This window comes from Streptomyces zagrosensis, from assembly GCF_014203645.1.
GTDB classification, from domain to species: Bacteria; Actinomycetota; Actinomycetes; order Streptomycetales; family Streptomycetaceae; genus Streptomyces; species Streptomyces zagrosensis.
Genome location: NZ_JACHJL010000011.1, coordinates 238,385 through 263,657, shown reverse-complemented (window position 1 = coordinate 263,657; position 25,273 = coordinate 238,385). Strand labels below are relative to the sequence as shown.

20 protein-coding genes are annotated in these 25,273 nt (G+C 70.2%); 15 read left to right on the top strand and 5 right to left on the bottom strand.

Annotated elements, in window-relative coordinates:
• The first annotated feature begins 37 nt into the window (after positions 1 to 37).
• From cmk to der, 3 genes are read left to right on the top strand one after another with little or no spacing between them, the layout of a single operon-like run.
• Complete coding sequence (gene cmk / locus FHS42_RS21675; RefSeq protein ID WP_184574404.1) at positions 38 to 763, top strand: (d)CMP kinase; 726 nt, start codon at positions 38 to 40, stop codon at positions 761 to 763.
• Positions 721 to 1,503: a lysophospholipid acyltransferase family protein gene (locus FHS42_RS21670; RefSeq protein WP_376772659.1), complete on the top strand. Its 783-nt coding sequence runs from the start codon at positions 721 to 723 to the stop codon at positions 1,501 to 1,503. Before cmk ends, FHS42_RS21670 begins: the two co-directional genes overlap by 43 nt.
• 36 nt (positions 1,504 to 1,539) lie before the next feature.
• The gene (gene der, locus FHS42_RS21665; protein ID WP_184574403.1) at positions 1,540 to 3,000 is read left to right on the top strand and encodes a ribosome biogenesis GTPase Der; all 1,461 of its coding nucleotides are present in this window, start codon (positions 1,540 to 1,542) and stop codon (positions 2,998 to 3,000) included.
• Positions 3,001 to 3,177: 177 nt separating this feature from the next.
• Here the strand turns inward: der and FHS42_RS21660 are convergent, their stop codons facing one another.
• Entirely contained in the window at positions 3,178 to 3,504 is a 327-nt protein-coding gene (locus FHS42_RS21660; RefSeq protein WP_184574401.1) for a hypothetical protein, read from the bottom strand.
• A 239-nt stretch (positions 3,505 to 3,743) separates the two neighbouring features.
• The gene (locus FHS42_RS21655; RefSeq protein WP_512700942.1) at positions 3,744 to 4,526 is read right to left on the bottom strand and encodes a DUF8842 C-terminal domain-containing protein; all 783 of its coding nucleotides are present in this window, start codon (positions 4,524 to 4,526) and stop codon (positions 3,744 to 3,746) included.
• Positions 4,527 to 5,191: 665 nt separating this feature from the next.
• Here FHS42_RS21655 and FHS42_RS21650 point away from each other — a divergent pair.
• From FHS42_RS21650 to FHS42_RS21635, 4 genes are all read left to right on the top strand, one after another.
• Positions 5,192 to 6,442, top strand: a complete 1,251-nt coding sequence (locus tag FHS42_RS21650; RefSeq protein WP_184574399.1) for a glycosyltransferase family 4 protein — start codon at positions 5,192 to 5,194, stop codon at positions 6,440 to 6,442.
• On the top strand, positions 6,439 to 7,395 hold the full coding sequence (locus FHS42_RS21645) for a hypothetical protein (protein ID WP_184574397.1): 957 nt from the start codon (positions 6,439 to 6,441) through the stop codon (positions 7,393 to 7,395). The genes FHS42_RS21650 and FHS42_RS21645 overlap by 4 nt, the downstream gene beginning before the upstream one ends.
• A 108-nt stretch (positions 7,396 to 7,503) precedes the next feature.
• Complete coding sequence (locus FHS42_RS21640) at positions 7,504 to 7,674, top strand: hydrophobic protein (RefSeq protein ID WP_184574395.1); 171 nt, start codon at positions 7,504 to 7,506, stop codon at positions 7,672 to 7,674.
• Positions 7,675 to 7,800: 126 nt separating this feature from the next.
• Positions 7,801 to 8,802 carry a helix-turn-helix transcriptional regulator gene (locus FHS42_RS21635; RefSeq protein ID WP_184574393.1) on the top strand — a complete coding sequence of 334 codons (1,002 nt, stop codon included), beginning with the start codon at positions 7,801 to 7,803 and terminating at the stop codon, positions 8,800 to 8,802.
• Here the strand turns inward: FHS42_RS21635 and ctaD are convergent.
• Positions 8,762 to 10,456: an aa3-type cytochrome oxidase subunit I gene (gene ctaD, locus FHS42_RS21630; RefSeq protein ID WP_184574391.1), complete on the bottom strand. Its 1,695-nt coding sequence runs from the start codon at positions 10,454 to 10,456 to the stop codon at positions 8,762 to 8,764. The two genes, FHS42_RS21635 and ctaD, sit on opposite strands and share 41 nt — an antisense overlap.
• Before the next feature lie 560 nt (positions 10,457 to 11,016).
• Here ctaD and FHS42_RS21625 point away from each other — a divergent pair.
• Positions 11,017 to 11,232 (top strand): I78 family peptidase inhibitor, encoded by a 216-nt coding sequence (locus tag FHS42_RS21625; protein ID WP_184574389.1) that lies wholly within the window; start codon positions 11,017 to 11,019, stop codon positions 11,230 to 11,232.
• 170 nt (positions 11,233 to 11,402) lie between these two features.
• On the opposite strand, the gene FHS42_RS21620 is transcribed toward FHS42_RS21625, so the two are convergent.
• Positions 11,403 to 12,413, bottom strand: a complete 1,011-nt coding sequence (locus FHS42_RS21620; RefSeq protein ID WP_312866976.1) for a phosphatase PAP2 family protein — start codon at positions 12,411 to 12,413, stop codon at positions 11,403 to 11,405.
• Positions 12,414 to 13,052: 639 nt separating this feature from the next.
• Here FHS42_RS21620 and FHS42_RS21615 point away from each other — a divergent pair.
• Entirely contained in the window at positions 13,053 to 14,888 is a 1,836-nt protein-coding gene (locus tag FHS42_RS21615; RefSeq protein ID WP_184574387.1) for an MFS transporter, read from the top strand.
• A 218-nt stretch (positions 14,889 to 15,106) separates the two neighbouring features.
• Positions 15,107 to 16,294, top strand: coding sequence for an acyl-CoA dehydrogenase family protein (locus tag FHS42_RS21610; protein ID WP_184574385.1), 1,188 nt, complete (start codon positions 15,107 to 15,109; stop codon positions 16,292 to 16,294).
• 83 nt (positions 16,295 to 16,377) lie between these two features.
• On the opposite strand, the gene FHS42_RS21605 is transcribed toward FHS42_RS21610, so the two are convergent.
• The gene (locus tag FHS42_RS21605) at positions 16,378 to 16,812 is read right to left on the bottom strand and encodes a cell division protein SepF (protein ID WP_184574383.1); all 435 of its coding nucleotides are present in this window, start codon (positions 16,810 to 16,812) and stop codon (positions 16,378 to 16,380) included.
• A gap of 231 nt (positions 16,813 to 17,043) precedes the next feature.
• Between FHS42_RS21605 and FHS42_RS21600 the strand changes: the two genes are divergently transcribed.
• The 5 genes from FHS42_RS21600 to FHS42_RS21580 all read left to right on the top strand — a co-directional run bounded on the left by FHS42_RS21600 (position 17,044) and on the right by FHS42_RS21580 (position 24,809).
• Entirely contained in the window at positions 17,044 to 18,405 is a 1,362-nt protein-coding gene (locus tag FHS42_RS21600) for a DUF5685 family protein (protein ID WP_184574381.1), read from the top strand.
• Positions 18,406 to 19,042: 637 nt separating this feature from the next.
• Entirely contained in the window at positions 19,043 to 21,136 is a 2,094-nt protein-coding gene (locus FHS42_RS21595) for an FAD/NAD(P)-binding protein (RefSeq protein ID WP_184574380.1), read from the top strand.
• A gap of 195 nt (positions 21,137 to 21,331) precedes the next feature.
• Positions 21,332 to 22,357: an LLM class flavin-dependent oxidoreductase gene (locus FHS42_RS21590; protein WP_184574378.1), complete on the top strand. Its 1,026-nt coding sequence runs from the start codon at positions 21,332 to 21,334 to the stop codon at positions 22,355 to 22,357.
• Entirely contained in the window at positions 22,354 to 23,784 is a 1,431-nt protein-coding gene (locus FHS42_RS21585) for an NtaA/DmoA family FMN-dependent monooxygenase (protein WP_184574376.1), read from the top strand. The genes FHS42_RS21590 and FHS42_RS21585 overlap by 4 nt, the downstream gene beginning before the upstream one ends.
• A 188-nt stretch (positions 23,785 to 23,972) precedes the next feature.
• On the top strand, positions 23,973 to 24,809 hold the full coding sequence (locus FHS42_RS21580; RefSeq protein WP_246495181.1) for a DUF1684 domain-containing protein: 837 nt from the start codon (positions 23,973 to 23,975) through the stop codon (positions 24,807 to 24,809).
• Positions 24,810 to 25,273 lie beyond the last annotated feature (464 nt).

The following is a 25,273-nucleotide window of genomic DNA, read 5'->3' as shown; positions in this document are numbered from 1 at the left end:
TAGCCACCGCAGTAGCCCAAGCAGTAACGCCCCGTGCATGAGGAAGGTGTCAGTCACCGTGGAAACCGCCGCCCGGACCGCACCGGCAGCAGTCATTGTCGGCATCGACGGCCCCTCCGGCACGGGCAAGTCCAGCACCTCCAAGGCGGTCGCCGCCAAGCTGGGGTTGCGCTACCTAGACACCGGAGCCCAGTACCGGGCGATCACCTGGTGGATGCTGAGCAACGGCATCGACGTACGCGACACCGCCGCCGTTGCCGAGGCCGCGGCCAAGCCCGGCATCGTCTCCGGGACCGACCCGAGTGCGCCGACCATTGCGGTGGACGGCGCCGACGCCGCGGGCCCCATCCGTACGCCCGAGGTCACCGCGGCCGTCAGCGCGGTCAGCGCCGTCCCCGAGGTACGCGCCCGGCTGACCGAACTTCAGCGCGCCATCGCCGCCGAGGCGCCGCGTGGCATCGTGGTCGAGGGCCGCGATATTGGCACCACCGTGCTTCCGGACGCAGACCTCAAGATCTTCCTCACCGCATCGGAGGCCGCCCGCGCCGCTCGGCGCAGCGGCGAGCTGGGCGGTAAGAGCGCATCCGACCTGGCCGCGACGCAGGCGGCGCTCGCCAAGCGGGACGCCGCCGACTCCGGCCGTAAGGCATCGCCACTGGCCAAGGCCGCCGACGCGGTCGAGGTGGACACCACCGAGCTGACCTTGGAGCAGGTCATCGAGTGCGTTGTCACCCTCATCGAGGACAAGCAGCAGGGCACGTGAGCGCCACCGCGACGGCGCTGACCACAGGGAAGCAGCAGGGGCCGAGCGGCCCCGGCGCGGCGGTCGGTCGCCGGATCGGCATCGGCCTGATGTACTCGCTGTGGAAGCCACGGGTGCTGGGCGCCTGGCGGGTGCCTGCGACGGGCCCGGTCATCTTGGCCGTGAACCACTCGCACGGCCTCGACGGCCCGATGCTCATGGGCACCGCGCCCAGACCGGTGCACTTCCTGATCAAGAAGGAAGCGTTCGTCGGGCCGCTCGACCCGTTTTTGCAGGGCATCGGTCAGCTCAAGGTGGACCGGGCCAGTGTGGATCGGGCGGCGATCACCGACGCACTGGGCGTGCTGTGGCGCGGCGACGTGCTGGGAATCTTCCCGGAGGGCACCCGGGGCGAGGGTGATTTCGCCTCGCTGCGCTCGGGCCTCGCCTACTTCGCGGTGCGCGGCGACGCGCCGATCGTGCCGGTGGCGGTGCTGGGCACCAGCGGGCGCCGCGGGCGTGCCGTAGCGGCGCTGCCGCCGCTGCGGACCCGGGTGGACGTAGTTTTCGGTGACGCGTTCTACGCCACCGACAACGCTTCGGGCAGCGCCCCGGGGCAGCCTGGACAGGCCCCGCGCGGCCGGGCCACCCGAGCGGCCCTGGACGCGGCGACCGTGCGCATCCAGGCGCGGCTGAGCGAGCATGTGGCTGACGCCAGGCGCCTTACCGGCCATGAGACAGACGTGCGCGGCGGGCCGTGAGGGCCCGCTGCCGAGGGACGACGAGGAACAGACTTCATGAACGACCAGATCCACACCGGCGACGAGCGCGGTGAGCTTGGCGACGCCGAGTACGCGGAGTTCATGGAGCTCGCCACGCAGGAGGGCTTTGACCCCGAAGAGGTGGGCAGTGACATCGCGGCGGCCGGACACGGCCCGCTGCCGGTGCTCGCCGTCGTAGGGCGCCCCAATGTCGGCAAATCGACCCTGGTGAACCGTATTCTCGGGCGTCGGGAGGCCGTGGTGGAGGACCGGCCCGGGGTGACCCGGGACCGGGTGAACTACGAGGCCGAGTGGGCCGGGCGCCGCTTCAAGGTCATGGACACCGGCGGCTGGGAGCAGGACGTGCTCGGCCTCGATGCGGCGGTCGCCGCGCAGGCCGAGTTCGCGATGGAGACCGCCGACGCGGTCGTCTTCGTCGTGGACTCCACCGTCGGCGCCACCGACACCGACGAGGCCGTGGTCAAGCTGTTGCGGCGAGCCGGCAAGCCGGTCGTGCTGTGCGCCAACAAGGTGGACGGCCCGGCGGCCGAGGCGGACGCCGCAGCCCTGTGGTCGCTTGGCCTTGGCGAGCCGCACCCGGTCTCCGCGCTGCACGGCCGCGGCACCGGCGACATGCTCGATGCCGCGCTGAACGCGCTGCCCGAGGCGCCGGCCCAGACCTTTGGCATCGCCGTCGGCGGGCCGCGTCGCGTCGCGCTCATCGGCCGCCCCAATGTCGGCAAGTCATCCCTGCTCAACAAGGTCGCTGGCGAGGACCGGGTGGTCGTCAACGAGAAGGCGGGGACCACCAGGGACCCGGTTGACGAGCTGATCGAACTCGGCGGCAAGACGTGGAAATTCGTGGACACGGCCGGCATCCGCCGCCGCGTCCACCTCCAAGAAGGCGCCGACTACTACGCCTCGCTCCGCACCGCAGCGGCGTTGGAGAAGGCCGAGGTCGCGGTCGTACTGATCGACGCGAGCGAGTCCATCAGCGTGCAGGACCAGCGGATCATCACGATGGCCGTGGAGGCCGGGCGTGCGCTGGTCATCGCGTACAACAAGTGGGACACGCTCGACGAGGAACGCCGCTACTACCTGGAGCGGGAGATCGAGCGGGACCTGGTGCAGATTCCGTGGGCGCAGCGGGTGAACGTCTCCGCGCGCACCGGACGGCACATGGAGCGGCTCGTCCCCGCGATCGAGACGGCCATCGCCGGCTGGGAGACCCGGGTCCCCACCGGGCGGCTGAACGCCTTCCTCGGGGAGATCGTCGCCTCGCACCCGCACCCGGTCCGCGGCGGCAAGCAGCCGCGCATCCTCTTCGGCACCCAGGCGGGCACCAAGCCCCCGCGCTTCGTCCTCTTCGCCTCCGGCTTCCTGGAGGCGGGCTACCGCCGCTTCGTGGAGCGTCGGCTGCGCGAAGAGTTCAGCTTCGCCGGGACCCCGATTCACATCTCGGTGCGGGTCAGGGAAAAGCGGGGCAGCAGGAAGTAGTGGCCCGGGGCCGCGCCACAAGCCGTTGTTGTATCGTGCCGTCGCCGCTGTGCTGTGACATCGGCGGACGCAGGGACAGCACAACGGACGCAGGGACGCCAGCGGGCGCCGGATCGGCTGATCACAGCCAGGTCCGGCGCCCGCTTTCGCACTGTCGAGCCCCCGCAGGCCGCGGCCCTACAGGCCGTGCCGCCGGTGGCCGCGGGTCCCCGGTGGCAGCAGCGCGGGTAGGCCGGGGCGCTGATGGCGGCCCGTGGTCGTCCAGTTGCCGCCGTCCCAGGTGCCGGCGCGCTCCCAGCCGCCGGAGCGGTCCCATGAGGTCCGCTGATCACGGTGGCCGAATGCCGTGAATTCCAGGTCCTCCTCGCCGGAGCGGTCTCCTGGCAGCGCCCGGAACGACCTGCGGTACTCCGCGTACAGGGCGTCGAAGATGGGCGTTGCCGACGCAACGGGTGGCTGCTGCGGCCGGGCGTAAGCGGTGGCTCCCTCGTGGGAAGGTCGCATGCCGGGGATGGACGACTGATACGGGTCTCGTGGGGTGGGCTCGTAAGTGTGCACGTAAGCGCCAACGACCTGATCGCTCGTCGGATGCGGGACTGGTGGTGAATGCGCTGCTCGTGTGGCGTATGGGTGAGTCGGTGCGGCAGTCGCGCTGCTAATGCGGCTTGGCGTCGGCTGCCAGGAGACGTACGGGGCGACGCCGGGCGTCTGCGCATGGTGGCCCCTCGGGGGCGCCGCGGGCATCAGGTGCCCGCGAGGGGCATCGCGGCGGCGACCAGCGCGCCGCGGGCCGCGGCGCGCTCCAGCGCGTCACGGAGCAGGTCCTCGCGCGGTTGTTGGCCGATGACCCCGGCCGGGGCCGCGTAGAGAAGCACGGTGTTCGATTTGTTCACGGCGGTCCGCCAGCCCTCGGTGACGTGGAGTGGCTGGTGAGCTTGCCACCATGCGGTGGAGGCGGTGCCATCGGTGCCGGGGGAGAGCACCGCGTGCAGTTGGCCCATGGCGAGCAGGACCGACCAACCGGCGTTCCGCTTGGGCAACTGCTCCAAATCCGTGACCGGCTCGAAGCCTTGCTCGGCGAGGAGTGGGAGGAAGTCGTCGCCGGGGCTGTTCGAGCCAGGGCGCACGATGGGCCCGGTCGGCTCGACGACGAGCGCGGGGTGGACGTCACCGCCGAGCAGGATCAGCCCGCTGGTGACGCCGAGCACCGCCTGCCGGGAATCGGCCTTGGGGATCGTGTCGATGTCCTGTCCTGCGGTGATGGACCGTACGGCGCCCTGCAAGTGTTCCTCGGAGACCGTGACCACCTGAGAGGGGATGCAGGAGGCGTGCGCGAAGGCGAGCACGGCGGTCTCCTCCCCGACAAAGAGCACTGTGCTGGTGGGCTCCTGTGCGGCGTCGCCGGGGGTGCGGCAAGAGGTGCAGTCGTAGTTTCCCGGGGTGTTGTCGCCGACGAGCAGCCGTTCGGCTTCATCGTCGCCGATCTCGGCGCGTACGTCGTCGCTGACGTCGAGCATCCGCGGCACGGGTGGCTCCTCGATTTCGTCTCAGTGCGCCGGGTGAATCCCCCGGCTCGTAAGAACTCAACGGGCGATCAGCGATGAGGGTCACGCGGGCCCGGGAGCGGAATCGCGCCGTACCCAGGGCCCGGAACAGCGTCGATGTAAGCGCTTACTTGACGCGGTCGCAGCGGCGCCCGCCTCCCACCGCTGGCCGCAGGGCCGCCGTCGCGCGGGGCGAGGGGGTCGGGGGCCATGCCCGGGCGTCCGGATTTCGGCCCTGGGGCGGCGCCGCGGACCCGGCGGCGGGATGGCCCGGTGGCGTGGCGGCGCAGGGCCAGGCACCCTGAGACGGCGAACGGATGATCTGTCGCCAGCGCGTACAGGCGATGGACAACCAGCACGAACGGTGGGCAAAGGGGTGAGACGGGTAGGAGGGGCAGCGCAGGCCCGGGAGGGGCGGCGACAGCTCACCCGCCCCGGTGGCACTCTTGTGTACGGTGCGCCGAACCCGCGCCCGCCAGCCATGATGATCACTTGCCTGGGATAGTTCCCATGGGTTGCTACCGATTGCACATCACTTGGGGAACAAGATGGTGATGGGAGTCAACCCGGCAACCGTTATCACGGTCTAACCTCAAGCTAGGCGGACGAGAGGTACCGTCCGCATGAACCGTGGGATACGGGGACGGATGCACATCTCATTCCTGATTCACAACGCGTACGGGATCGGCGGGACGATCCGTACCACCTACAACACTGCCCGCACCCTGGCGGAGCAGCACGAGGTGGAGGTCGTCTCCGTCTTCCGACACCGCAACGAGCCGGTCTTCGACCCGGGCTCCAAGGTGACGTTGCGTCACTTGGTGGACATTCGCAAGGGCAGCCCCACCTATGAGGGCTCCGACCCGCGGTACACCAGGCCCGCACGCGTGTTCCCCAAGGCTGAGGGCCGCTACAAGCAGTACAGCGAGCTGACCGATCTGCGCATCGGCGAGTACCTGGCCGGCCTGGAGACGGATGTGGTGGTCGGCACCCGGCCCGGGATCAACGCGCACATCGCCCGTGAGGCGCGGCGCGGCATCGTACGGGTCGGGCAGGAGCACCTCACGCTCAGCACGCATTCCAGGGCGCTGAAGAAGACGCTGCGCGGCCTGTACCCGCGCCTGGATGCGGTGACCACGGTGACCGAGGCCGATGCCCACTCCTATCGGCGCCAGATGCGGCTGCCCGGTGTGCGGGTCGAAGCGGTGCCCAACAGCGTGCCCGCCTCCGGGATCGCTCCGGCCGATGGCAGCGGCAAATGGGTCGTGGCTGCCGGGCGGCTGGCCCCTGTGAAGCGATACGACCTGCTGATCAAGGCGTTCGCCAAGGTCGTGGCGCAGCGCCCCGACTGGCGGCTGCGCATTTACGGCGGTGGCGAGGAGCGGGCCAAGCTGCGGGCGCTGATCGACCGCCTCGGGCTGTACAACCACATCTACCTCATGGGCCCCGCCAATCCCCTGGACCCCGAGTGGGCCAAGGGCTCGATCGCGGCCGTCACCTCCAGCTTGGAGTCGTTCGGCATGACGATCGTCGAGGCGATGCGCTGTGGCCTGCCGGTGGTCTCCACCGACTGCCCGCACGGCCCCAGCGAGATCATCGACGACGGCGTGGACGGCCGCCTGGTGCCCCCCGGCAACGTGAACGAGATCGCCTCCGCCCTCCTGGCTCTGATCAACGACGACGAGCTGCGGCGGCGCATGGGCCGCGCCGCACTGGAGGGCTCGGCCCGCTTCGACCCCTCGCAGATCGCCGGACGATACGAAGCGCTCTTTAGTGATCTGGCGGCGCGCGGGGGACTGCGCGGCTCGCTCCACCGCACGCGAGGCGCCCTGCTCAGCGGCGTGTACGCGACCAAGGACGTCGGGCGGCTGGCGTTCAGAAAGGCACGTGCCGCATGACCACCTCTGCACAACGGCCCACCCCCGCCTCCCGGCCCGACGATGGGGCCAGTGCACCGCCGCGCGCGGACAGCGTCGCCGACTCCGCGGGCGGGCTCACCTTTGACATCGCCGATCTGCCGGTGCCCGACCCCGCCAACTGGAGCGCGGCGCTGGTGCTCAGGCTTCGGGGCGCCGAGCCTGGGACCGACGATGTGCGGCTGCCTCTTTCCCCGGCTGGTGAGCGGCGCGTACGGGCCGTGTTGCCCAGCACCGTCGCGCTACCCGAAGGCCGCTGGGACGTCTACGTGGCGTGCGCCGACGAGGAGCCGCGCCGGTTGATGCCGGGCCTGAACGACCTGCGCTCGCTGGTGGACCGCGAGCCCAGCGCGAGCCTGTCACCGCTGGCCGTACGCATCCCCTACACCACCAAGCACGGCAACCTCTCGCTGCGAAGCTGGCTGCGCGGGCCCCATGTGGAGGCCGGGGACATTCGGGTGGACGACGCCACGCTGACCGCCCGGGGGCGCCTGTACCGCGTGGAGCGCCCGGCAGCGTGGCTGGCAGGCGCGGTGGTACGAGCGCGGCTCCACCGTGACCCATCGGTGACGCACACCGTCCCGGTGACCGGGGACGGCGCGGACTTCACCTTCGCGCTGGCCTACGCGGACCTGGTCACGCGCTGGGAGGGCGGGCAGGACGTATGGGACCTGTGGCTGTGCCGCGCGGCCGATGACGACACGGCCGACCAGGCCAGCGAGAGTGCTGACGGCCAAGACGCCGACGGCGGGGCGGGGCGCTCCGAGACGGCTGCCGACGAGGTGCGCATCGGGCGCATTCTGGACGACGTCGTGGACAAGAAGCCGATCTTCACCTACCCGGCGGTGTTGGTGACGACCGCGCGCGGGAGCGTGCGGGCTGCCCCGTACTACACGGGTGACAACGATCTCTCGGTGCGTATCGAGGGGGCCTAGCGCCCGCGCATCCGCAGGCGGCGGCGTCGATCTTCGGCCCGCCGCCGTGGCAGATTGCGGCATGAACCGCACCGCGCGGGGCACTCGGTCGCCTTGGAGGTGCGAACCATGGTCCCTGTCCTACTCGTTCTACTGCTCGCACTGCTGCTGTTCGGCGCCGGCTTCGCGCTCAAAATACTGTGGTGGATCGCCATCGCCGTGTTGGTCATCTGGCTGCTCGGCTTCTTCGTACGCTCCACCACGGCAACCGGCCACCGCTCACGCTGGTACCGGTGGTGAGCGGGCGACGGGTGAGCTCACCTAGGCCCGCCGAGCCCGCATCGCGAAACCGCTAGCAGCCCAATGCGACACGATGCCAGCCCTTGCGGACAGAAGCTGTCCGCAAGGGCTGGCACACTGCTGCGCATGTTGGAAACCTCGGCCCGACTGCTGCGCCTACTGTCACTGCTGCAAACCCATGGCGGCCTCGCAACGTTCGATCGCCATGGCGCGGCCGGTGGGCGGCGAAGTTGGTCGGGTGCCGACCTCGCGGAGCGCCTCGGAGTGACGCCGCGCACCGTCCGCCGCGACATCGACCGGCTGCGCGAGCTCGGCTATCCGGTGCACTCCGTGCCCGGCACAGCGGGTGGTTACCAACTCGGCGCGGGTGCCGACCTGCCGCCGCTGCTGCTCGACGACGATGAGGCCGTGGCCGTCGCCGTGGGGCTGCGTACGGCGCCGGGTGGCGTCCAGGGCATCGAGGAGAGCACGGTGCGGGCGCTGGCCAAGCTGGAGCAGGTGCTGCCAGACCGGCTTCGGCGCCGGATCTCGGCCCTGAACGCGTATACGGTGCCGATGCTCAGCCCGGCAGGTCAGCCGGCCATCGACCCCAGCATCCTGTCCGAATTGGCGCACGCCTGCCGGGATCGCGAGCGGGTCCGCTTTGCCTACCGCGACCACCAGGGCGGAGTCAGCCGCAGGACGACCGAGCCGTATCGGCTGGTGTGCTCTCGGGCGCGCTGGTACCTGGTCGCCTGGGATGTAGACCGCGCGGACTGGCGTACGTTCCGGGCCGATCGGATCACCCCCAAGCCGCCGCACGGGCCGCGCTTCGCACATCGGGAGCCGCCGGCCGATGACCTGGCCGACTATGTGTCGCGGGGCGTGTCGATAGCCGCGTACGCCCAACGTGCCACGGTGCTGCTGCGGGTGTCGGCCGAGCGGGCCGCAGAGGAGGTCTCGCCGTCCGCCGGGGTGCTTGAGGCCGTGGACGAGCATTCCTGCCTGCTGCACACCGGAGCGCACACGTTCGATGTGCTGGCGCTGCACATCGTCTTGATGGGCTTTGACTTCGAGGTACGCGAACCGCCTGAGCTGCGCGAGCACATCACACGGATTCGCGACCGGCTCGACCGGGCTCTGCGCTGATGCTCGCCTCCTCAAGCCGGGCCACCTGCGGGTGGTGCAGATCGAAGGCGGGCGACTCGGAGCGAACGCGCGGCAGCGTCACGAAGTTGTGCCGCGGCGGCGGGCAGGAGGTCGCCCACTCCAGCGAGCGGCCGAACCCCCAGGGATCGTCCACCGCCACCTTCGCGCCGTACTTCGCGGTCTTCCAAACGTTGTAGAGGAACGGCAGCGTGGACAGGCCGAGCAGGAAGGCGCCGACGGAGGACAGGGTGTTGAGCGCGGTGAAGCCATCGGCCGCCAAATAGTCCGCGTACCGCCGGGGCATGCCTTCGACACCCAACCAGTGGTGCACGAGGAACGTGGCGTGGAAGCCCACGAAGAGGGTCCAAAAGTGGAGGCGGCCCAGTCGCTCGTCGAGCATCTTGCCGGTGAGCTTGGGCCACCAGAAGTAGAAGCCCGCGAACATCGCGAAGACGACCGTGCCGAAGACCACATAGTGGAAGTGGCCCACCACGAAGTAGCTGTCGGTGACGTGGAAGTCCAGCGGCGGCGAGGCCAGGATGACGCCGGTGAGACCGCCGAACAGAAAGCTGACCAGGAAGCCAACCGACCACAGCATGGGTGTCTCGAAGGAGATCGAGCCGTGCCACATGGTGCCGATCCAGTTGAAGAACTTCACTCCGGTCGGCACCGCGATCAAAAAGGACATAAAGGAGAAGAAGGGTAGCAACACCGCGCCGGTGGCGAACATATGGTGCGCCCAGACGACCACCGACAGGCCGGTGATGGCCATCGTCGCGCCGATCAGCATCACGTAGCCGAAGATCGGCTTCCGGGAGAACACCGGGATGATCTCCGTGATGATGCCGAAGAACGGCAGCGCGATGATGTAGACCTCCGGGTGGCCGAAGAACCAGAACAGGTGCTGCCACAGCACCGCCCCGCCGTACTCGGCCTCGAACACCATCGATCCAAAGCGCCGGTCCGCCTCCAGACACAGCAGCGCAGCAGCCAGCACCGGGAACGCGATCAGGACCAGGATCGAGGTGAAGAGTACGTTCCAGGCGAAAACCGGCATCCGGAACATCGTCATGCCGGGCGCCCGCATCCCGATGATGGTGGTCAGAAAGTTGACCGAGCCCAGGATCGTGCCGAAGCCCGCCATGGCCAGGCCCATGATCCACAGGTCGGCGCCGATCCCGGGGGAGTGGGTGGCGCTGTTGAGCGGCGCGTAGGCGAACCAGCCGAAGTCGGCGGCACCGCCGGGTACCAGGAAGCCGCCGAGCACCATGACTCCACCGAAGAGAAACAGCCAGTACGAGAGCATGTTCAGGCGGGGGAAGGCGACGTCTGGCGAGCCGATCTGTAGCGGCATGATCGCGTTGGCGAAGCCCGCGAACGTCGGCGTCGCGAACAGCAGCAGCATGATCGTGCCGTGCATGGTGAACGCCTGGTTGAACTGCTCGCTGGAGATGAGCTGGAGCCCGGGACGGGCCAACTCGGCGCGCATCACCAGCGCGAGTAACCCGCCGACCAGGAAGAACGCGAACGAGGTGATCAGGTAAAGATGCCCGATCTTCTTGTGGTCGGTGGTGGTGAGCCAGTCCACGATGAGGCGGCCAGGTCGCCGCTCCCGTACTGGCCCGGCAGCCGGCTGGACGGTCTCCGTTCCCACGCGTGCTCCCTTGGGGCGTCGGCGATGCCGGGCTGCGGGTACCCGCCATGATGCTCGTCACCCGCCGCGTGGGTGACGCTGCGACACGCATGCGGTGTGCGGGTTCGCCCCTTTCTGTCCCGTCCGTCACTGGCTATGCGAAGTCCGGTGCGCGGATCGTTGTCGGGCTTGTCTGGTGTGTCTGTCATGTGGTCGTCAGTACGGAAGTCGGTGCGTACGGCTATGGCCAAACCTGTGTGGAGACGGCCGGATCAATGTGGCGGAATTGTGCTCTCCCTAGGTGATGCGGTATGCATTTCCGGCGCTCGCTGAATTCCCGCACTCAAGGCTCTCGGCGGGCGGTTGAATGACGCTGTTTGTCGGCGCGGTAGTGAGTTATTTAAGAAAACTGCGTTACGCCTTCTGATGGGGAACGCAGGGTCCTTACGAGTGACACGGGTTACGGCAAACTGGGCCGGGTTTTCTGTGACCCAAGTGTGACCAGTGACGACCCCGCAGACGACCTCCCGCCGCTAGGACCGGGCTTCCGCCACCCGGTCCGGCCACCTACGGTGGTGGGCATGGCACCTCTACCGAAACCCCCGGCCGAACCGGCCGACGACCTGGATTCCTATGTCGGACTCGACGGCGAGGCCGCCGAACGACGGGCGAGAGAGCGTGGCTGGACCACCGTCAGGTCGCTGCCGCCGGGCGCGATCATCACCATGGAGTACCTGGGCGGCCGACTGAATTTCACCGTTCAAAGCGGCGTCGTCGAACGCTGCTGGAAGGGCTGAGCCGGGTGCCTGATCCCCGGCGGCGCAGGCCGGCGACAGAGCCAGCAGGCCCCGACGCTCCACTGGAGCGTCGGGGCCTGCTGCTGTGCTGACCGTTGGTTGTGCCCACCATCCGCGCGCTGAGGTCCGTTGCCGCTGGTTGCGACGAGCTGGGCTGCGCGAGGCTGGGCTCAGCTGCCGCTACGGCCGCGCGGCGCGCTGGCTGACCCCAGTGGCGCGCTGCGCGCGCGCTCCGCGTGCGGCGGGCGGCGGCTGCCGGCAGGGGTGACCGGGGTGCGCTCGGAGCGTGCGGTATGCGGCCTGGCGGGGTGGTGTGGCCAGTTCTCGGAGCCCCGCGCGGCCCGGCCGGCCAGCGGGATGCGCTCGCGAGCGTGCGGCTCCTCTTCCAGTGTGGCCCGTGACGTGCCCAAGGCAGGGATGGCCAGCGGGGACACCGGCTGCGGAGTGAACAACGAGCCCGCACGCAGCCGTGCCCACGCGATCCGCATCATCATCTCCGCCCAGGCCATCGGTGCCTCGAACATCGGCAGCGCCAGCAGGATCAGTAGACCGGCGGCCCAGCCGAGGAGTACATCACTGACCCAGTGCGTCCCGAGGTAGACCGTCGTCATGCCCACGCCGAGGGTGACCACGGCGGCGATCAGCGACGCGATCCTGCGGGCCTGCGGCGTGGTAGCCAAATAGGCCAGCACTCCCCAGGTGACCACGGCGTTCGCGGTGTGGCCGGAGGGAAATATATCGCCGTCGCCCCACATCTCGTTCGAGCCGACCATGGTCGCGTAGTGCGGCCCAAGGCGGCCCATCCCCAGCTTGGCTGCGCCCACGGTCGCGTTGAGCAGCAACAGCGAGGTGCCGAGCAGCAGCAGCGGACGGGGAGTGCGCTGTGCCCAGCAGCACCAGCCGAGCCAGACGGTCACCGCGACGGCCGTGGGCCCGCGCTGGCCGAGCACGACGAAGTAGTCCAGGAAGGTGTGGAATTCCGGCCACTGCTTGTACGGCCGGAACAACATGACCTGCCAGTCGAGCTTCACCAGCCAAGAGGTGGTGAGCACGCCGACCACCGTGGCCACGTAGACCGCGAGAGTGGACCCCAGCAGCCAGCCGCGCGTCCGCGTCATACGCGGTCGCGCGAGTTTGGCCGGGTGCTCCTCCGCCTGAGGAAGCTTGTCATCGGTACGCACTCAATCGACATTACATTGCGTCACAGGTGACTTCGGTCGATCACGTCTCTTTGTGATGACGATGTGATGTGGAGAGGGTCTCGTTCTTAGCTTTGCCGTTCACGATTTCACGGAATGCGATGAGACCTTGTCTATTTCGATGATGCTTCTCACGGGGATCACCCAGAACCCGTTTATTCTATTAGCGCGCCTCCGTTTATCGTTGATTGGCCGTGATGTTCCCCGTTGTTTCCCGGCCGGTTGCCGCGGGCCGGTGGGCCGGGACGGTGGCGTGATGATCGTTTGGGGCGGTGTTTCGCGGCTGACCTGATCAGGCCGCGCACGCGACCCGGTCACGGCCTCGGCCATCGGGCAGGCCGGCGAACCCGGCTGCCGGCCTACAGCAAGCGCGCGGGCGGAAGCGGAACCCCTCCCGCTTTTGCTGGCCGGGGGGTGCACCGCAGGTCAGGCGGGTGCTGGGGGGAAATGGGGCAAGAGTCGCCAGCAGAGGTAGACATAAGCCCCTCGCGATGACTCGCGTACGCTGACGTCTCACTCGCCCACGCTGCCAGGCCACCGGACTGCCCTCTGGGCGTCATGTAGGCCACATGTTCCCGGTGTAGGCCCCGCGCCGCGAGCGCACCACAGGGAGGTACCTCTATGACTGGGACGACCACGGCCGGCGCTCGACGGTCAGCGGGCGGTTCCCGGTACTGGCGCGACCGTGCGCGGTGGCAGGACGCGGATGGCGGAGCGAGCCGGTGGCTCGTGCTCGTTGTGCTGTGTGTGAGCCTGCTGCTGGTCGCCGTGGACGCGACCGTGCTGCATGTCGCGGTCCCTGCCGTCAGCGAGGACCTGCGCCCCGGCTCGATGGAACTGCTGTGGATCGTGGACGTCTATCCACTGGTGTGCGCGTCGCTGCTGATCCTCTTCGGCACCCTCGGCGATCGGGTCGGCCGCCGCCGCGTGCTGCTCCTTGGCTACGGGCTCTTCGGTCTGGCCTCCGCACTGGCGGCCGTCGCGACCACGCCGCAGGTGCTGATCGTCGCCCGCGCCCTGCTGGGCGTCGGCGGCGCGATGATCATGCCCGCCACGCTGTCGATCCTTCGTCAGGTCTTCCCCGACCGTCGCGAGCGCGCGGTTGCCATCGGCGTGTGGAGTGCGGTCGCCGCAGTCGGCGCGGCGGCCGGGCCACTGCTCGGCGGCTTCCTCCTGGAACACTTCTGGTGGGGCTCGGTCTTTCTGATCAACATTCCCCTGATGGCCGTCGCCCTGCCAGTAGGCCGTTGGGTGCTGCCCGAGTCCACCGGGGACCGCGATGGGCCCTGGGACGTGCTCGGCGCGCTGATGGCAGCATTCGGCCTGTTCGGCGCGGTGCTCGCAGTCAAGCGGCTCGGCAACGGCCAGGGCCTTATGGAGTTGGGCACCCTGTGCCCGACGCTGCTCGGCGGGACGTTCCTGGTGCTGTTCGTCCGCCGCCAGCGACGGCGCGTGCGCCCGCTGGTGGACCTGGCGATGTTCGGCCGACCCGCGTTCGGCACCTCGGTGGGCTGCATCGTGCTGGCCATGCTCGCCCTCGTCGGGCTTGAGCTGATAGCCGCCCAGTATCTGCAACTGGTCCTCGGGCTCACCCCGTTGCAGACCGGGCTGCGACTGCTGCCGCTGACCTTCGCGGCCATGGCCGCCGGGCTCGTGGGCTCCCGGCTGCTGCATCGGCTCGGCCCGCGCACCATGGTTGCGCTGGGCTTCCTCATCACCGCGGGCGCCGTTTTGGTGCTGACCTTGATGGGCCAGCACGACCAGCCGGCCGTGCTCATCATCGGGTTCGTGCTGCTGGGCTTCGGATTGGAGATGACCCTGTTCGGGGCGTACGAGTCGATGCTCAGCGAGGCACCGGCGAAGTGCGCGGGCGGGGCCGCCGCGATCGGCGAGACCTCCTACCAACTCGGTGCCGGGCTTGGCATAGCCCTGCTCGGCAGCGTCATGAACGCCGCCTATGGGCCGCGTGTCGCCGCCACCCCCGGTGTGCCGGACGCGTCAGCTCAGGCCGCAAGCCACTCGCTCGGCGAGGCGTACGAGGTCTCCGACCGGCTCGGCGGGCCCGCGGGTGAGGCGCTGCGCGAGAGCGCCCGTGCCTCCTTCGTCAGTGGCCTGCACAGCACGCTCGTGGTCAGCGCCGTGCTGCTGCTGCTCGGTGCCGCCGCCGCGCTGCGCCTGCCGCGCACCATGGACGGTGCGGAGGATGCGGACGGTGCGGAGGGCGTAGCGGGCGCGCCGGGTGCAAAGGGAGTCGAGGTAGCCGTCCTGTCCCTGGCCGAGCCGGCGGATGACGGCTCGGCCAGGGCGGCGCGTGAGCGCCAGCCCGCCGCCGACCCTGCATCCGCCCCATCCGCCGCCGACTCGGCCGCTACCTCAGGCCCGACATCGGGCCCTGCCTCCGTACCGCCGGCCCGCGAGCTGGCTCGGTCCCGTGCCACTGCACCGGCCCGCCGCTGACGTGTCGCTCATCCACCGCTGCCCCCACCACCGCGTTGGGGCGCCGCGCCCCGGTGACCGGCGGGGCCGCAGTATCGGTGGCCGCGGGGGCTGGACGCCATCTCTTACCCGGAAGTAGCGTCAGATGTGACGGGATGATCACCCCGGTCGCCGAGGCGGTACGGGCCCTGGCCGCCGGACCCGGACACAGACCCGCACCCGAGCCGGAGGCTGTTTTCATGTCCGCGCGCACCTTGCCGCCGTTCGATCCGACCGACCCACTGGGCATCGACGACCTCCTCGATCCCGAGGAATTGGCGGTGCGAGACACCGTCCGGCAGTGGGCCGCTGACCGGGTCCTGCCGCACATCGCCGACTGGTACGAGCGGGGCGAGATCCCCGACATCCGCGCACTGGCCAGGGAACTGGGTGCGATCGGTGCCCTTGGCATGTCGCTCGACGGCTACGGCTGCGCCGGCGCCAGCTCCGTCCAGTACGGCCTGGCCTGCTTGGAGCTTGAGGCCGCCGACTCCGGCATCCGCTCGCTGGTCTCGGTTCAGGGCTCGCTGGCCATGTACGCCATCCATCGGTACGGCTCCGAAGAGCAAAAGCAGCGCTGGCTGCCTTCGATGGCCGCGGGCGAGGCGATCGGCTGCTTCGGCCTGACCGAGCCCGACCACGGCTCCGACCCCGCGGGCATGCGCACCACCGCGAAGCGGGAAGGTACGGACTGGGTGCTGACCGGGCGCAAGATGTGGATCACCAATGGTTCGGTGGCCGCCGTGGCCGTCGTATGGGCTCAGACCGACGAGGGCATCCGCGGCTTCGTCGTACCAACGAGCTCCCCGGGTTTCTCCGCCCCCGAGATCCACCACAAGTGGTCCTTGCGTGCATCGGTCACCAGCGAACTCGTCCTCGACCAGGTGCGGCTGCCGGCCGATGCCGTACTGCCGGAGGTCACTGGTCTGCGCGGGCCACTGAGCTGCCTCAGCCATGCGCGGTACGGCATCGTCTGGGGCTCGATGGGTGCCGCGCGCTCCTCTTTCCACGCCGCCTTGGACTACGCCAAGACCCGCGAGCAGTTCGGCAAGCCCATCGGCGGCTTCCAGCTCACCCAGGCCAAGCTGGCCGACATGGCGGTGGAGCTGCACAAGGGGGTGCTCCTGGCGCACCATCTCGGCCGCCGAATGGACGCCGGGCGGCTGCGGGCCGAGCAGATCAGCTTCGGCAAGCTCAACAACGTACGAGAGGCGATCGAAATCTGCCGTACGGCCCGGACCATCCTTGGCGCGAACGGCATCTCGCTGGAGTATCCGGTGATGCGGCACGCCACGAATTTGGAGTCCGTGCTCACCTATGAGGGCACCGTGGAGATGCACCAGCTCGTGCTGGGGAAGGCGCTCACCGGACTCGACGCGTTTCGATGACAGGCCCACGAGCGCGGGGCTGACCCCTCAGCGCCGGGGCGTCGCCCGGCGGCGTGCGCTGACAAGCGCGCACGCCGCCGGGTTCAGCTCTGGTTGAAGAAGCCGCGCGCCGCGCGGCCCGCATCGCCGCTGACGATCTGGTAGTCGGGCGGCGTCAGCAGGAACACGCGGGTGGCGACCCGCTCGATGGAACCCCGCAGGCCGAACGTGAGTCCGGCCGCGAAATCGACCACGCGCTTGGCGTCGGCGGGCTCCATCGTGGTGAGGTTCACGATCACCGGAACGCCCTCACGGAACAATTCGCCGATGCCGCGGGCATCACGGAAACCGTCGGGGGTGATTGTCGCGATGCGGGAGCCCTGCTCCTGCGCAGCCTGGTCGGTGACCCGCACCCGCGGGTCGGTCACCCAGCCGTCACCAGGCTCGGGTCCCTCGGAGTAGTCGTCGTCGTAGTAGCGCTCATCATCGCCGTCGTCAACGAGGCCTAGCCAAGCACTCGCCTTGCGCACCGATCCCATGGACGCCTCCTCTCACATGCGGCGGGTACTGTCCGCTCCTCTATCGTCGGCCATGATGCGGATGATGTGCCAAGCGGATTGCAGCCGCACAGGGGATTCGTGACGGTACTGGTGCACAACGCGTGGCGGTGAATCAGAGTTCCTCCTGCCCAAAGAGCCTGACGGCATGCTAGTTAGACTCGCCGGGCTAAATGAGTGACGCCACGCGGCGTACGGGGGAATGGGGGAGCTTTGTTTGGGATTGTCCGACCGTGTCGGCATCGCTTGTCTGTTGGTCTGCACGCGGACTGGATGGCACACCTGTGCGGGCTGTGTCTCGCGCTCCGCGCCGATCACGGTCAGTTCGCCCGGGTGGCCACCAACTACGACGGCTTGATCATCTCGGTCCTCGTGGAGGCTCAGACACGCGATGCGGACCGTGCGGCTCGGCGGCGCACCGCCGGGCCCTGCCCGCTGCGCGGCATGCGCACCGCGCCCGTGGCGCGCGGCGAGGGCGCCAGGCTCGCGGCGGCCGTGTCACTCGTCCTCGCGTCGGCGAAGGTCCGAGACCACATCGCGGACCGCGATGGTGCACTGGCCCGCCGCCCGGTGGCTGCTGCCGCCCGCCGGGTCGCCACCCGGTGGGACCGTGCCGGCGCGCATACCGGGGCTGACCTGGGCTTCGATACGGCCGTGTTGGTGCAAGCGGTGGATCGGCAGGCCGGCATCGAGGAGCTGGCGGTGTGGGGCACTCCGCTGCTGGCCATCACCGAGCCGACCGAGACGGCGACCGCCGCTGCCTTCGCGCACACCGCGCAGTTGGCCGGGCGACCGGAAAACCGGGCGCCGCTCGCTGAGGCGGGGCGATTGTTCGGGCGCCTGGCGCACCTGCTGGACGCGGTCGAGGACCTGGACAAGGATGCGCGGACCGGCGCCTGGAACCCGCTCCGTGCGACGGGCGCTTCGGTCGCCGAGGCGCGGCGATTGTGTGAGGACGCGGTACGGGGCGTACGGCTGGCGCTGCGGGAGGTGCGTTTTGCCGATGGCAGGCTGGCGCATGTGCTGTTGGCGCACGAGTTGCGGCACGCCGTGGACCGGGCGTTCGGCCCCACCTGTTCGCACCAGTTGGACCAGCAGTCGCGAGCCCAGCACCACGCGGGGCCCGGTGCCCAGTCGCCGTACGGGCATCCGCATGGAGGCCAGGCTGGGCAGGGCGGCCCGGGCCAGTCGGTGCAGCCCGGCGCCCTGCCGTACGGGCATATGAACGCACCCCGAGGCGTCACGGGTGCGCCGCCCCAGCCGTCCCAGCCGCTGCACCCGGGGCCCGGGCACGGTGGCTCCGATGGGGACTGGTTCGGTGGCGGAGGCGGTGGCGGTGGTGATGGGCATGGCGACCCCGGCCGGCCGCCACGTCGGCGCAGCCTGATCCCGGGGTGTGCGGTCTGGCTCGGGCTGTGTTGTACGTGCCAGATCTGCTGCCGCGAGGACTACCACGACCCGTGGACCGGCGATAAGCGCGGCGGTTGGTGCCACAAGTGCGACTGTTGTGATTGTTGTGAGGGTTGCGACTGTTGCGACGGGTGCGGGGGTTGTGACTGCGGATGTAGCTGCTGATAGACCCCACTGCCCATGGCGGGCGGTGTGCTCCCGCGCTAAACCTGTTGGCCGTAGGAAGACCGGTGGTTCAGCGCGGGCGGTGTGCTGCGCGGTCAACGCGCCAGCCGCGCCATGAGGTGACGGTCATGCAGTGCCTTACGAGAAGGCCATGGGGGCTGGGGCGATGACGCGCAGTCAAGCAAGCGTGCGGATCGGGATGAGGCGCGAGCTGAGCGAGGGGAGGGCCGAGCGTTTACGGTGTGCGGACGCGTGCTGGATACGCGGATGCGGGACGCGAGGCCCGCGCGAGGCTGGGGCCGCGAACTGCTGACATTGCGGGGCGCGAGCGCGGCCTAGCCCTTGCGGGCGGGCGCTCAGACGCGTGGAGCAGCGGTCAGCCCGAACAGGAACACGACCACACCCGACCGAAGTCGATGTGGTCGCGGGTGACCAGACGCTGCCCTGAGTGCATAGGCCAAGTGGAGCAGTCTTCCGTTTTCCCGTCAACCGCGGTGAGACGCGCTGTTCACAGTACGGACAGCCTTGACAGAACGCCGTGGCCAGCGCATAGCCTCACAGTCCGGCCGTGCTGAGGGGCGCGACCGCATGTGTGGACTGGACGCGTGCTCGAACCGAGCACCCACGGAGTCTTCGCATGTCCGTGTCACCGAACAGTTCCCCTCTTCCCCGCCGCCCCCGCCCGCCCGCCATCGCGATCGTCGGTGCGGGCCCGCGCGCCGTAGGTCTGATCGCCAGGATCGCCGCTCGCGCAACCGAACTGCCGCCAGTTGGCGGCCTCATACCCCCGCACGTCGGCGCATCCCCGCACGGCGGCGCCGTCGCGGCGGCTGCGCCGGACGGCGCCCCGCCCGCGCCCTCAACGCAGGGCAGTCGTTTCGCGCCGCGGCGAGACAGCCGTCTCCTCGTGCATCTCATCGACCCGCATCCGCCGGGCGGTGGGCGGGTCTGGCGGCCGGAGCAGTCGTCACTGCTGTGGATGAACTCGATGGCGGCGGACGTGTCCGTCTTCGACGACGGAAGCCGAGGCTGGGACGCCGCGCGGGACGGGCCGCCGTACGCCGGGCCCTCGCTCGCCGAGTGGGCCCAGGAGATCCGCGCGGGCCGGCTGAACGTGCCACTCGCCCGCGAACTAGCGGATGAAGTGGCGGCCTTGACGGGCCGTACGTTCGCGACCCGGCGGCTGCAAAGTGCGTACCTGGGCTGGGTGTACGAGCGTGCGGTGGCCGCCCTGCCGCCCGGTGTCGAACTGCGGGTGCACCGGCGGCGCGCGGTACGGGTAGCCGGGCCGCGTGAGGCGTCACAACGGGTGTGGCTGGAGGGCCGTGAGCTGCCGCTGGTCGCCGATGCGGTGGTGCTCGCCCTGGGCCATCTCGATGCCGAGACCGACCCGGCACAAACCGAGTTGGCCCACTTCGCAGCGCACCACGGGCTGACCTATCTGCCGCCCGAGTACACCGCGGACAGCGACCTACAGGCGCTGCACCCCGGTGAACCGGTGCTGGTGCGCGGCTTCGGACTGGCCTTCATCGATCTGATGGTGTTGCTGACCGAGGGTCGGGGCGGGACCTACGCCGATGCGGCAGGGGCGGCCGGTGCGGCCGGCGCGTCCGGCGACGGTCCCGGTGGCGGTCCCGGTGGCGGCCCGGAGTTGGTCTACCGACCCTCCGGCCGGGAGCCGGTGCTCTATGTCGGATCGCGACGAGGCGTCCCGTACCACTCAAAGATCGGCTACGACTGGCACGGCGAACTGCCGCCGCTACCCCGGTTCTTCGGGCCGCCGCAGGTGGCGGAGCTGCTACGGCGCCCAGGTCCGGTGGACTTCGCACGCGAGGTGTGGCCGCTGTGCCAAAAGGAACTGGGATACGCGCACTACCACCGGCTGTTCACCGCTCACCCGGGGCGCACCCGCGCGAGTTGGCAGGACTTCGAAGAGAAGTACGCCGCCTGCGAGCCGGGTAGCGAGGAGCTTGCCGCCTTGGTGGCGGCCACCGTGCCCGACCCCGCAGACCGGATCGACCTCGTCGCGCTGGACCGGCCGCTGACCGAGCTGACCTTCCCCTCGACCGAGGCGTTACAGGACGAGTTGCGCCGCTACATCACCGCCGACCTAGCGCGCCATCACGACCCCGAGCACAGTCCCGATCTCGCCGTCTTCCTCGGGCTGCTCTCGCTGTACGGGCAGGTGGCCCGGCTGGGCGACATCGGCCCGTGGTGGCACGGCTTCTTCAGCTATGTCGCCTCGGGCCCGCCCGGGCCCCGGTTGAGACAGTTGCTCGCGCTGTCCCGGGCCGGGGTCGTGCGCTTCATCGGTGCCGAGATGACCGTCACCGCCGACCCGGCGCGCGGCGTATTCACAGCCGCCAGCGACTCCGTACCCGGGCACACCGTCCAAGCGACCGCGCTCGTCGAGGCCAGGCTGCCGAACCCCTCGGTGGCCCGTTCCCGGGACCGGCTGCTGCGCGCGCTGTACGAGGACGACCCGGACGGGGTGCGGGCGACCGCAGGCGGGCTGCTCGCCGTGCACCCCGACGACGCCCGCGTGCTCGACCGCACCGGGCGCCCGCACCCGCGTCGCTTCGCGATCGGGGCGCACACCGACACCCGGGTGGCGACCGCCTTCGCCCGGCCGGGGACCGGCGCGCCCGCCGTGCGGCAAAACGACGCGGTGGCCCGGGCCCTGCTCGAACTCCTCACCCAAGGTGCCTGTCCCGCGCGGCTGAGCGCCTAGGGCAACGCGGCGTCGTCGATCGCGGCCCCGCCTGATCGGTCCTGGCTCGACCGATTGGCAACCGCACGAGGGGCGCACTCCGGGTCTTCCGGCCCCGTGGCCGCCGCGCGCCCTGGAGGGCCCGAACGGGCCCCGTACGACCATCCGTACGACCACCCGTCCGATCCAAGGAACCCCCGGACCGTAAGGAACCCCATGCCCCCCTTGAACCGTCCACTGCGGCTAGCCGTCGCCCTTGACGGCGGCGCGCGATACTCGGCGTCCGCCTTTGCCGAGCGGGCCCAACTCGCCGAGCGCGGCGCCTTCGACTTCATCACTTTGGAGGACTCGCTCGGTCAACCCGCACCCGGTGTCGGCAGACTCGATGCCCTGGCGGTGCTGGCCAGTGTGGCGCCCGCAACCGAACGCATCGGATTACTGCCGACCGTCACCACGACCCATACCGAGCCGTTCCACCTCTCCGCCTCCATCGCCACGCTGGACTGGGTCAGCCGCGGGCGCGGCGGCTGGATCGCCGATGTGTCCACCAGCGAGGCCGACGCCCGACTCATCGGCCGCCGCCCAGCTGCGCCCATCGACGAGTTGTGGCACGAGGCGGGCGAGGTCGTGGACGTCGTGACCCGGCTGTTCGACAGTTGGGAGGACGACGCCGAGATACGCGACATAGCAACTGGCCGCTTTATCGACCGGGACAAGCTGCACTATGTCGATTTCGAGACCGCCACCTTTTCCGTGCGCGGCCCCTCCATCGTGCCCCGCCCCCCGCAGGGCCACCCCGTCACCGCCATCGACGCCACCGCGCCACACGCACGGCAGACGGCGGCCCGCTACGCCGATGTCGCGTTCGTGCGCACCCAGGACCCGGACACGGCCCGCGCCGTGCGTGCTGACCTTCGCGAGCGCGCCCGCGCGTGGGGCAGGGAACCCGACCGGCTGATCGTCCTGGCCTCGCTGTCGGTGGACCTCGATGCGTCGGCCGACGCCGTCGCGCTGGCCGAACTCGTCGCGGCCTGGCACACCGACGGGGCAGCTGACGGCTTTCACTTCAGGCCCCGGGACGCCGAACGCGACCTGCGGCTGCTCGTCAACGGCACGGTGCCCGTCCTCCAACACCGCGGCCTCGTACGGCACTTCTATCCCGGCGCCACGCTCCGCGAACACCTCGGCCTGCCGCGCCCGACCAACCGTTACGCCCTCGCCAGGGAGGCTTCCGCCCGATGAGCAACAGCCCAGGCACCTCGCGTACCACCCGTAGGGCCATCCACCTCGCCGCCCACTTCCCCGGCGTCAACAACACCACCGTATGGAGCGCGCCGCCGACCCCGCAGGCGCCGCAGGTCTCACGCCCTGGCAGCGCGGGCCCCACCGCAGAGCGAAGCGCCACGCGTCAGTCCGCCTTCGGCAGTCAGATCGACTTCTCGTCTTTCACTCATCTTGCGCGCACCGCTGAGCGCGGTCTGTTCGACTTCTTTTTCCTCGCCGAAGGGTTGCGGCTGCGCGAGCACCAGGGACGCATCCACGATCTGGACGTCGTCGGCAGGCCCGAGGCGATCACCGTACTGAGCGCGCTGGCCGCCGTCACCGAGCATCTGGGGCTCGCCGCGACCGTCAACGCCACCTTCAACGAACCCTACGAACTCGCCCGCCGACTGGCCTCGCTCGACCACCTGAGCGGGGGCCGCGCCGCGTGGAACGTGGTCACCTCATCCGACGCCTTCACCGGCGAGAACTTCCGGCGCGGTGGCTTTTTGGACCGGGCCGACCGCTACACCAGGGCCGCCGAGTTCGTCGCCGCCGCGCGCGAGCTCTGGGACTCCTGGCCGCCCGGCGTCGAGCGAGGGCGGACCGGCGGGGCCACCGGCAGCTTCGCCCACCATGGCCAGCACTTCGACATCGAAGGCCGATTCAGCGTGCCGCGCAGCCCGCAGGGCCACCCGGTCGTGATCCAGGCCGGCGACTCCGGCGAGGGCCGTGAGTTCGCCGCGGCCACCGCGGACGTCGTCTTCACCCGCCACGGAACGCTGGAGGCGGGTCGGGAGTTCTACGCCGACGTCAAGGGCCGGCTCGCGGCCTACGGGCGGCGCCCCGATGACCTGAAGATCATGCCCGGCGTGACGTTTGTGCTGGGCGACACCGCGGCCGAGGCGCAGGAGAAGGCCGCCGAGATACGACGCCAGCAGATTTCGCCGCAGACCGCGCTCCTCACCCTGGAACAGGTTTGGGGAGTCGATCTATCGCGATATGACCCGGACGGCCCATTGCCGGACATCGAACCCGACTACGAGGCGCAGCTCAGCCAGGGCCGGGTGCGGCAAGCCGATCCACGCGCCATCGTCGCCTCGTGGCGGGCCCTGGCCAAGGAGAAGGGGCTGTCCATTCGGCAGACCGTGATTGAGGCCACCGGCCGGCAATCCTTCATCGGTACCCCGGAGGCGGTCGCCGATGAGCTGGACACGTTCGTCCAGACGGATGCGGCCGATGGCTTCATCCTGATACCGCACCTAACTCCGGGAGGGCTCGATGACTTCGTGAAGCGCGTGGTGCCCCTGCTCCAGGAGCGCGGGTCATTCCGTACGCGATACACGGGCAGCACGTTGCGCGCACATCTCGGGCTTGCCCAGCCCTTGGGAGAGGACACAGCAGCATGACGGAAGCAGCGGCACAGCGCGATACGACGGCCACCACGGCGCGGCACCCGGCGCCGGCCCAGTCCGGAGCTGTCCAGTCCGGGGCCGGCCAGTCCAGCGCGGCCCAGTCCGGCGCCGGTCAGCCCAGCACAGTGGCCCGACCGAAGCCGACGCCAGGCCCCACCTCGGTGGCCCGCTCCGAGTCGGCGTTGCCACAGGGGCCAGCGGCCGGGAGGCAGCCGACCGAGTCAGCCGAGCGACGACGATGGCGTGCCTGGCGGCAAGAGCGCGCCGAGGCGGTCTCCGCGCCCTACGGCCCGCTGTCGGTCACCGGCACCCACTGGCTGGCCGACTCGCCGGACGGCTATCTGCCCGACGTCCCCGGGCGGTGGACCGAGGACGGCGAGGAACTGGTGCTCAGGGCCGTGACACAGGACCAGGTCGCGGTCGCTGGCCAACCGCTCGACGGCGAGGCCAGGCTCGGCCCCGAGCACGGGCCGTTGGATGCCAGGGTCACCAGCGGTGACCGGCACCTGGTGGTGCTGCGGCGCGAGGGCCTGTGGGCGGTACGCGTCTTCGACCCCGATGCGGTGGCCCGCCGCACCTTCGCCGGGATCGACGCCTTCGACTACGCCGAGCAGTGGGCCGTGCCCGCCGCCTATCGTGCCTTCGACACGGGCCGCACCGTGCAGGTGGCCAACGCGGACGGGACGGCCCGGGGCCTTGGACTCACCGGCGAGGTGGTGTTCACGGTGGACGGTGTGCAATACGCGCTGGCTGCCGGGACGGAGGGCGATGGCTCGCTGTGGATCGTCCTCGCCGATGGCACCAGCGGGCGCGCCAAGGACGCGGGCGGAAGCTACCCGTTCCGCTTTTTGCACCCGGGGACCCCGGCCCCTGACGGGACGCTGACCTTGGACTTCAACCGGGCGCTGCTGCCACCGTGCGCGTTCGCCGGGCACTTTTTGTGTCCGTTCCCGCCGCCGGGCAACACCCTGCCCTTCCCGCTCACGGCGGGGGAGCGCAACCTGCTCACGGCGGGCTAGCGCGTGCGTGGCGCGTGCCCTTGGGGGCGCGCCAAGTGATTCGGGGGAGCGCACCGACGGGCGAAGGGGCGCGCGCCGCTTCGTCGGGAGCGAACCGACTCGCGAGGGCGCTCGGCAGGGGGCGGCGGGCGCGGCTGTGACGGAGGAGCGGGAGGAGTCGGAGCGGGGCTACAGGAGGCGTTGGGGGCGCCGCGGGCCGCGTTGGGGCGCCAGCGGGAACCAGAAAATGCTCGGCCGCGTCCCACCCGCACCAAGGGAGCCGCGTAGCGCCCCGGCGGCGCCCCAGAGCCGCCGGGGCGGCACCGCGTGCGCTTCGACAGCCGTCCGGCGAGCCCTTGTGTGCTGCTGGCCGCAGCCCGAATACTCCAGGGCAGCGCTGGTCAGGGGGACACGATCGCGGCGGAGCCGCCCGCGCCCCAGGGCCCGTGTCTGACGGGCCCGCCCAGGCAGCGGGCCCCCGACTC